This is a genomic window from Arthrospira sp. PCC 8006 (assembly GCF_046480465.1).
GTDB lineage: Bacteria > Cyanobacteriota > Cyanobacteriia > Cyanobacteriales > Microcoleaceae > Limnospira > Limnospira platensis.
Genome location: NZ_PKGG01000055.1, coordinates 22,184 through 28,305, shown reverse-complemented (window position 1 = coordinate 28,305; position 6,122 = coordinate 22,184). Strand labels below are relative to the sequence as shown.

Sequence of the window (6,122 nt, the reverse complement as noted above, 5' to 3'; positions counted from 1 at the left end):
TGTGATAAATTCCCATATCTACACCGAAATACCAATCATTGCGGTCTTTCCAGATAATTGCTAGAAGAAATAATAGGTAATTGGGGAGAAAATTTTGGTCTTCGTTATCCACAGGAGTATCATCAGAGTCGGGAAGTTCATCACTGGTGGGTAGGTTTTTATAAAGGTCGATGGAAACCATAGGTCTGAACCAGTAGAAGACAGTTTCTCCCCAATTATAGCATATCTTAATTTTAGGGTGATTGATTAATGTTTAATCAAGTCATTTTTCCCATCAATAAGGGTGGGTTAATCAGTCTTATACTTGGTAGTAGCAAGCTGATATTATGAACCCAACCCTAGGTTATTTTATGGGTAAGTGTTATTTGAATATGTTGGACACTTCTGCATGAATGAAGGCAATATTTGGGTCCCGCTGAATTGCTTGATAATAACGCTTTTCTCGTTCGGTTCCATGTTCATCTACTCTCAGTAAAAATTTGGCTTCTTCTAGTAGTTCGTTAACTTGGTCTAAGGTGACGGGTTCTTTTTCCTCTAGGGTTTCGTCAATTTTGACAATAAATTGGGAAAATGGTCGCAGCCAGCTAAACCAATCATCTCCAATTACTAGCCGGAAAAATTCTCCTTTAGAGGGGATGCGTCCGTAACACTTCTCATAAGTAATGCGTTCGGACTCTAAGAGGTTTTTATGTAAGTTAAGTAAGCCTTTCCGCAACTGACGCAGACGCTTAAATGGTAGATTGAGAGGAGATTGATTTGAGGACATGAATACAAATGCGATCGCTATGGTCTTGGTTATCTTATTATCCCACAGAATGGGTAAATAATGGGTAATTTAATGATAATTTATTCCCCATCTTGGCTAGTATCACAGAGAAAATCATCTGTGATAATATCATCAAATTGGTAAGGACAAATATCGGGAAAAGTTCGCAAAGGCAAACCTGTCTCTCGAAGAGCTAAATCAACCCCAGCCTCGAAGCCATCCTCCAAGGCTTCGGCTATTCGGGACTTTAAACTAGGATTTCGAGATAAATGTCGCCGGGTGGCGCGTCGCTGCTCTCGAATGGTCAAAAACCAACTCCTTGAGCGTTTCTGGGGTTGATATTCCCACTTGAGTAAATGTCCTAACAAGACTGTTAGATGACTGACTAATTCTCGATATTCTTGTCTTCCCAAACTGTCAATTTCAGCGTGTAAATTTTGCCAATCTAGGTTGTTAATGTCCTGTTGGGCTAAGGCTTGTAACTGCCACTGAGTCCAACCGTAAAAGTCCTGTTGATATAGGGAAAGTTTCTGACTATCCATAATCAGGATGGCTATATGTTATAATGGTGCATGAGATTTTAATTAATGATTATGGCATCTATTTCTAGGACGGAAGTAAAACAACTGTTAGAACGTTTGATTTTTGTTGACGATCGCCCTCAAGATTGGGTAGAGGATGTATGGGGCATGAGTCCGACTTTAGGGGAAACTGCCGCCCGTTTGGTTGATGCTTTTGATGCTGTGATTGAATGTTGTTCGGAGGAAAAGTTAGAGAATCTGTTACAGTCTCTCTATAGCGATCGCCTGGATGGAGACATCTAATCTGATAGCATCTTAGTAGGTCCTAAATACTTAGTAAGATAGGGAGAGAACACCTCATAAATCAAGGTTAATGGCTTGCCATGATGCCAGAAAAGATAATAACGCCCCCAAAAGGGCCCTGGCTGTCCAAAGGCTAATTCTAAGGCTTTAGAATCCCCATGCTCAATACCTTGCACATCTCGATATAATTCAGTTCTCAGCCTGGCTAAACTTGCCCAAATTGGCAGAGATTTATTTTGTAAATACTCGTCAACGTGGCTATTTTCCCACCAGGAAGTAGCATAAGCTAAACGTTGGCCTGATGCAGTCCGCAACCAGACTTGACGGCGCAACCGAGGGCCAGGGACTGCCTGAATCAATGGCGGCGCACCATCTGGACTCATACCAATGGCAGACATATCAATCACATCGACCTCTGTAGGTTCCCCTGTCAGTAGTTGCAGGTGGCGCGTTGGCGATCCGTCTCCCAATAGCATAATTTGCCAGGCTGGGGATAGTTGGCTGTGGGGGAGTCCTTGGCGGACTATTTCCTGGTTTCCCTGCCAATGACACCGGAGGCGATGCCAGCCAGCAGGCTTTTTAATGGGGTTAGCGGAGTGAATATGGGCAGTCAATGTTTTTTACAATTCTTAACGTTCGTTCTAATGATAGCGCGTCTTTGTGGTAATGGGTTTAGTCCCCTAGGGGGGAATTTAAGGCCAGCCATGGAGTTTCTGAAGTTTCCCAGAAACCGCTATCGCGATTATGATTAACACAATCACTGAAATTATCAAGTATTATGTCAGAGCCCATGTCCACCCCTAATGATATCACCTTGACGGTCACAGTTTCCCAGGAGTTAATGCAGGAAATTGAGCAAAAATCCCAGGAAAATGGACACAGCATCACGCAACTGGTGCAGGAAGCGATCCGGGAATATTTCACCCTCAATAATGCCACAGATATAGAACTTTTACGTCGTCAGATAATTGAACTCCAGCGACAACTGTTAAGTTGGGAAAAAATCCCCAAAGATTTAACGGCGGTTGAAACTAGGGTAGGCATATTAGAAAGGCGTTTAGGTTCGCTAAGTGTGACTAATCAACGAATATCTTTACCTAGTATTGCCGCAGATGATGAGGACTTTTACGACGAACCGGACGAAATTCTCACGGATTTTTTGTCTGATTAATTGGTAGGGATTTCGTCGTTTTTTAAGGGCAATTTTGGGCATCTAAAAACTTGAGTTGCTGATATAACATCTGAATGCGAGGTAGATGCACTCCTCCGGCTGTAGCCATTTTTAAGGGATTGCCTAAAATGGCATCAATTTCTAGGGGTCGGCGCTGATCATAGTCAATTTTCATGCTAGTTTTATAGGGGGTCATGGTTTCGGTATGAGACAACATCCGATTAATTATTTCCTGGTCAAGAAAGCGATCGCACCCCTTAGCCCCCTCCAAAACTTCCCCCATAATGTCCTCAACTAAAACCCGAGTTGCTGGATTGGACATCATTTGATCTGTGCGGGCATTTAAAACTACTGATAATCCATTATAGGGGATATTCCACACTAATTTTTCCCAACGAATTGAGAGTAAATCTCCGGCAATTTCTAGGGGGATGCCAGCGGTTTTAAAATCTTCCCCAATTTGTTGTAGTCGGGGCGTAATGCCACCCGATTGGTAATTTTGGTCATATTCGGCTAGTTTCATCATACCATAGTCTAAATGGCGAATATAACCGGGTTTGATTTTATTGGAACAAATTACACAAATCCCCCCTAAAACTCGGTGATTGCCGACAATTTCGGCTATTTCTGGCTCAATTCCCAACCCATTTTGTAAGACCAAAACCACGCCATCAGGTTTTAATACTGGGGGTAAAATTTGGGGTAATAAATGATTTTCTGTGGATTTTATGGCGACAATTACTACATCACAGGGGGGGATTTTTTCGGGGTGATTATAGGCTTTGACTTGGGGGAGTTGAAAGTCACCCCAAACTGATTCTATTTGTAAGCCATGCTGACTCACCCAATCATAATCACTTCTGAGTAAAAAATTAACATCTAGTCCAGATTTCTGAAGTTTAGCGCCATAGAATCCGCCTAATGCCCCCGTGCCAATAACTGCATAACTACGAGGATTGCTAAGTTGGGAAACCAAAGTCATATCATCTAATTAATTGATGGGCAAAAGCTGTTAATATTATGCCACAAATAATTATATTTGTCCAGGATTTAACCATTGTTTAATGGGAAGGGGAAGGGGTTGTCTTTGGCGGGTAGATGGGTTAATTGAGATATGCTTAGTTATACCTTGAGCGATTAATGATTGGGGGTCATCAGCAAGGCAGATTTGATATTCTATCTGAAAGGTATGTAGGCTGAGTTGTTGAGGTGAGAGGTTAATTACAATGCGATCGCCACAATAAATCGGTTGGCGATAATCCATAGAAGCATGAACAATGGGAATGGCAAAATCGGGGTTATTGACAAAAGTTTTGAGGTCAATGCCTAGATTAATTAAAGCGGCTTCATAGGCTTGGTGACACATAGACATCATCTGGGCAAAATAGACAACGCCAGCAGCATCAGTTTCGCTAAAGTAGACAGTTCTAGTATAGGCCACAAAAAACAGGAGAGATTAATAAAGGAGCAATTGACGAGTATTATCCCCCTGAAATCGGGGGAATCAGGGGAATCATAAGTAGAGTAATTAACTATCCTTGGTTTTTGATCATCATAACATCAATAATTTTGGTAGCCATTTCCTCTGATAAATCGAGGTAACTGTAGAGGTCATTAAGTAGGTCTTCTTCCTCTGTGGTAATTTCACCATCAGCGAGAGTGATATCTGTAGCAATGGCAAAGGCTGTTTCGCGTAACTCTTTGGGTAGGACAGCGATCGCCGATTTTAACAAAGTATTGTAGCCGTGGGTTTTAATTTCGGTGAGTAGACGATCTAGCATTTCCCGTTTCTGAGTCTGGGAATAGTCGCTAAAAAGCTGCATTCGCGATAGACTACTATTAAGGATTTGAGACTCACTGGGGACAACCAAACCATCAGCGGCTATGGCAATTAAAGCGATCGCCGCAAAAGCTTCTGGGGGGGAAAGTTTAATAGTAGATTCAGACATAGTTAATTTCTCCTGATTGGGGAGTATTTCCGATCTTGATTATGATGACACTGGATGCCGAATTTTTCCAATCTATTGATCAGCTAGGGCAATTTCCGCCGCCAGAAAATCGATAAACTGTCGCGCCGTCCGTCCCGATCGCCCATTATGCCTTGTCGCCCACTGGCGGGCGCGATAATCAAGATCTTCTGGATCGATAGTTATTCCGGCTTGACTAGCGAGATGCCGAACTATGCTAAGATAGGTTTCCTGGTCTGCTGGTTCAAAAGTGAGGGTTAAGCCAAAGCGATCGGCAAATGATAGCTTTTCCTGGACTGTATCCCAAGCCTGTATCTCATTATGGTCTTGAGGGCGGGGACGTTCATCAAAAAACTCTCGGACTAAATGGCGGCGGTTGGAGGTGGCATATACCACGACATTTTCAGGTCGGGCGGTGATATTTCCTTCCAGGACAACTTTTAAGGCTTTAAAAGCATCATCATCTTCTTCAAAAGATAGGTCATCAACAAAGATAATAAACTTTTGGGGAACTCCCCGCAACTGTTCAATTACTTGGGGTAGGTCTCGCAGTTCGGATTTAGTTACTTCAATTAATCGCAAACCCCGATCGCTATATTGATGTAACAAGGCTTTAACCAGGGAAGATTTCCCTGACCCCCTACTGCCATATAAGAGAACATTTAAGGCTGAATATCCCGCCAATAAAAACTCGGTATTTTTTAACAAAGTTTCTCGCTGTGGTTCATATCCTACTAATTGGTTGAGGTGAATCGGATCAGGATTAGCGATCGCCATTAGTTGACCAGAGCGCCAACGAAATGCTTGGCTTTGGGCAAATTTACCAGTTCCATATTTTCGATAATGGGCGGCGATCGCTTCAATGGCATCTCCCCAATTTTCCGATTGGGATAACTGATTCCGCAGGGGGAGTTCTTCGATTTTCTCAACTACAATGGTTTCATCTTCCCAAACTATTGGCAATTGGGGAATTTGGGCGATCGCCTGTACCCATTGAGCAATTTTTGTCCCCTGACATTTATAGAGGGTCTGTAATATTTCCAAGTCGTGACGGGTAGCAGCAATTAAAGAGGGATTTAATGCCGTTAGGTCGCACTGTTGGGCTTGACGAGAAAAGGGATTATCTGCCCTCAGAATTTGAGTGATTAAGTAATTTTGCCAGCTTTGGGATTGTTCGGCTTGGACTCGAAACCAATAACTATAAGCCTGTAAAGTTTGATGGCTTTCTCCTTGTAACATATAGTCTAATAGGCTCAGAAAGGCTTGACCTATGGGCTCTGCCATTACTTCCTGATAAAGCAGCAGGGATAGGGCTTGATGTTGGCGAAATCGAATTTTAGCGATCGCTTCAGATAAGGGTGAGGACATGAGCTAATTTGGCTTAAACTTAAATC

General features: G+C 42.6%; 10 protein-coding genes. 2 read left to right on the top strand and 8 right to left on the bottom strand.

The window, feature by feature from the left end; translation table 11 throughout:
* The 3 genes from B9T16_RS10795 to B9T16_RS10785 form a co-directional block, all read right to left on the bottom strand.
* Nucleotides 1-181, bottom strand: a 181-nt coding sequence (locus B9T16_RS10795) for a hypothetical protein (protein ID WP_410244755.1), incomplete at its 3' end; no start/stop codon positions are given.
* Between the two features lie 180 nt (nt 182-361).
* A complete protein-coding gene (locus B9T16_RS10790) occupies nt 362-766 on the bottom strand; it encodes a hypothetical protein (RefSeq protein ID WP_410244754.1) in 405 nt (134 codons plus the stop codon).
* Between the two features lie 80 nt (nt 767-846).
* Nucleotides 847-1,308 (bottom strand): DUF29 domain-containing protein, encoded by a 462-nt coding sequence (locus B9T16_RS10785; protein ID WP_006619948.1) that lies wholly within the window; start codon nt 1,306-1,308, stop codon nt 847-849.
* Nucleotides 1,309-1,353: 45 nt separating this feature from the next.
* Here B9T16_RS10785 and B9T16_RS10780 point away from each other — a divergent pair, with 45 nt between their 5' ends.
* The gene (locus B9T16_RS10780; RefSeq protein ID WP_014274518.1) at nt 1,354-1,590 is read left to right on the top strand and encodes a hypothetical protein; all 237 of its coding nucleotides are present in this window, start codon (nt 1,354-1,356) and stop codon (nt 1,588-1,590) included.
* On the opposite strand, the gene B9T16_RS10775 is transcribed toward B9T16_RS10780, so the two are convergent.
* Nucleotides 1,587-2,204 (bottom strand): chorismate lyase, encoded by a 618-nt coding sequence (locus tag B9T16_RS10775; protein ID WP_006619946.1) that lies wholly within the window; start codon nt 2,202-2,204, stop codon nt 1,587-1,589. The genes B9T16_RS10780 and B9T16_RS10775 overlap by 4 nt on opposite strands.
* 164 nt (nt 2,205-2,368) lie before the next feature.
* Between B9T16_RS10775 and B9T16_RS10770 the strand changes: the two genes are divergently transcribed.
* Nucleotides 2,369-2,761, top strand: a complete 393-nt coding sequence (locus B9T16_RS10770) for a CopG family transcriptional regulator (protein WP_410244753.1) — start codon at nt 2,369-2,371, stop codon at nt 2,759-2,761.
* 22 nt (nt 2,762-2,783) lie between these two features.
* Here the strand turns inward: B9T16_RS10770 and B9T16_RS10765 are convergent, their stop codons facing one another.
* From B9T16_RS10765 to B9T16_RS10750, 4 genes are all read right to left on the bottom strand, one after another.
* Entirely contained in the window at nt 2,784-3,743 is a 960-nt protein-coding gene (locus B9T16_RS10765; RefSeq protein ID WP_410244752.1) for a putative 2-dehydropantoate 2-reductase, read from the bottom strand.
* Nucleotides 3,744-3,794: 51 nt separating this feature from the next.
* Nucleotides 3,795-4,202 carry an acyl-CoA thioesterase gene (locus B9T16_RS10760; protein WP_014274521.1) on the bottom strand — a complete coding sequence of 136 codons (408 nt, stop codon included), beginning with the start codon at nt 4,200-4,202 and terminating at the stop codon, nt 3,795-3,797.
* 91 nt (nt 4,203-4,293) lie between these two features.
* On the bottom strand, nt 4,294-4,710 hold the full coding sequence (locus B9T16_RS10755; protein ID WP_317270400.1) for a tellurite resistance TerB family protein: 417 nt from the start codon (nt 4,708-4,710) through the stop codon (nt 4,294-4,296).
* A 72-nt stretch (nt 4,711-4,782) separates the two neighbouring features.
* Nucleotides 4,783-6,096, bottom strand: coding sequence for an ATP-binding protein (locus B9T16_RS10750; protein WP_410244751.1), 1,314 nt, complete (start codon nt 6,094-6,096; stop codon nt 4,783-4,785).
* Between the last annotated feature and the right edge of the window lie 26 nt (nt 6,097-6,122).

Bases quoted from the DNA above. Each gene is read 5' to 3' on its own strand.
- B9T16_RS10790 (WP_410244754.1), bottom strand. From the start codon at position 766: ATGTCCTCAAATCAATCTCCTCTCAATCTACCATTTAAGCGTCTGCGT.
- B9T16_RS10785 (WP_006619948.1), bottom strand. From the start codon at position 1,308: ATGGATAGTCAGAAACTTTCCCTATATCAACAGGACTTTTACGGTTGG.
- B9T16_RS10780 (WP_014274518.1), top strand. From the start codon at position 1,354: ATGATTATGGCATCTATTTCTAGGACGGAAGTAAAACAACTGTTAGAA.
- B9T16_RS10770 (WP_410244753.1), top strand. From the start codon at position 2,369: ATGTCAGAGCCCATGTCCACCCCTAATGATATCACCTTGACGGTCACA.
- B9T16_RS10765 (WP_410244752.1), bottom strand. From the start codon at position 3,743: ATGACTTTGGTTTCCCAACTTAGCAATCCTCGTAGTTATGCAGTTATT.
- B9T16_RS10755 (WP_317270400.1), bottom strand. From the start codon at position 4,710: ATGTCTGAATCTACTATTAAACTTTCCCCCCCAGAAGCTTTTGCGGCG.
- B9T16_RS10750 (WP_410244751.1), bottom strand. From the start codon at position 6,096: ATGTCCTCACCCTTATCTGAAGCGATCGCTAAAATTCGATTTCGCCAA.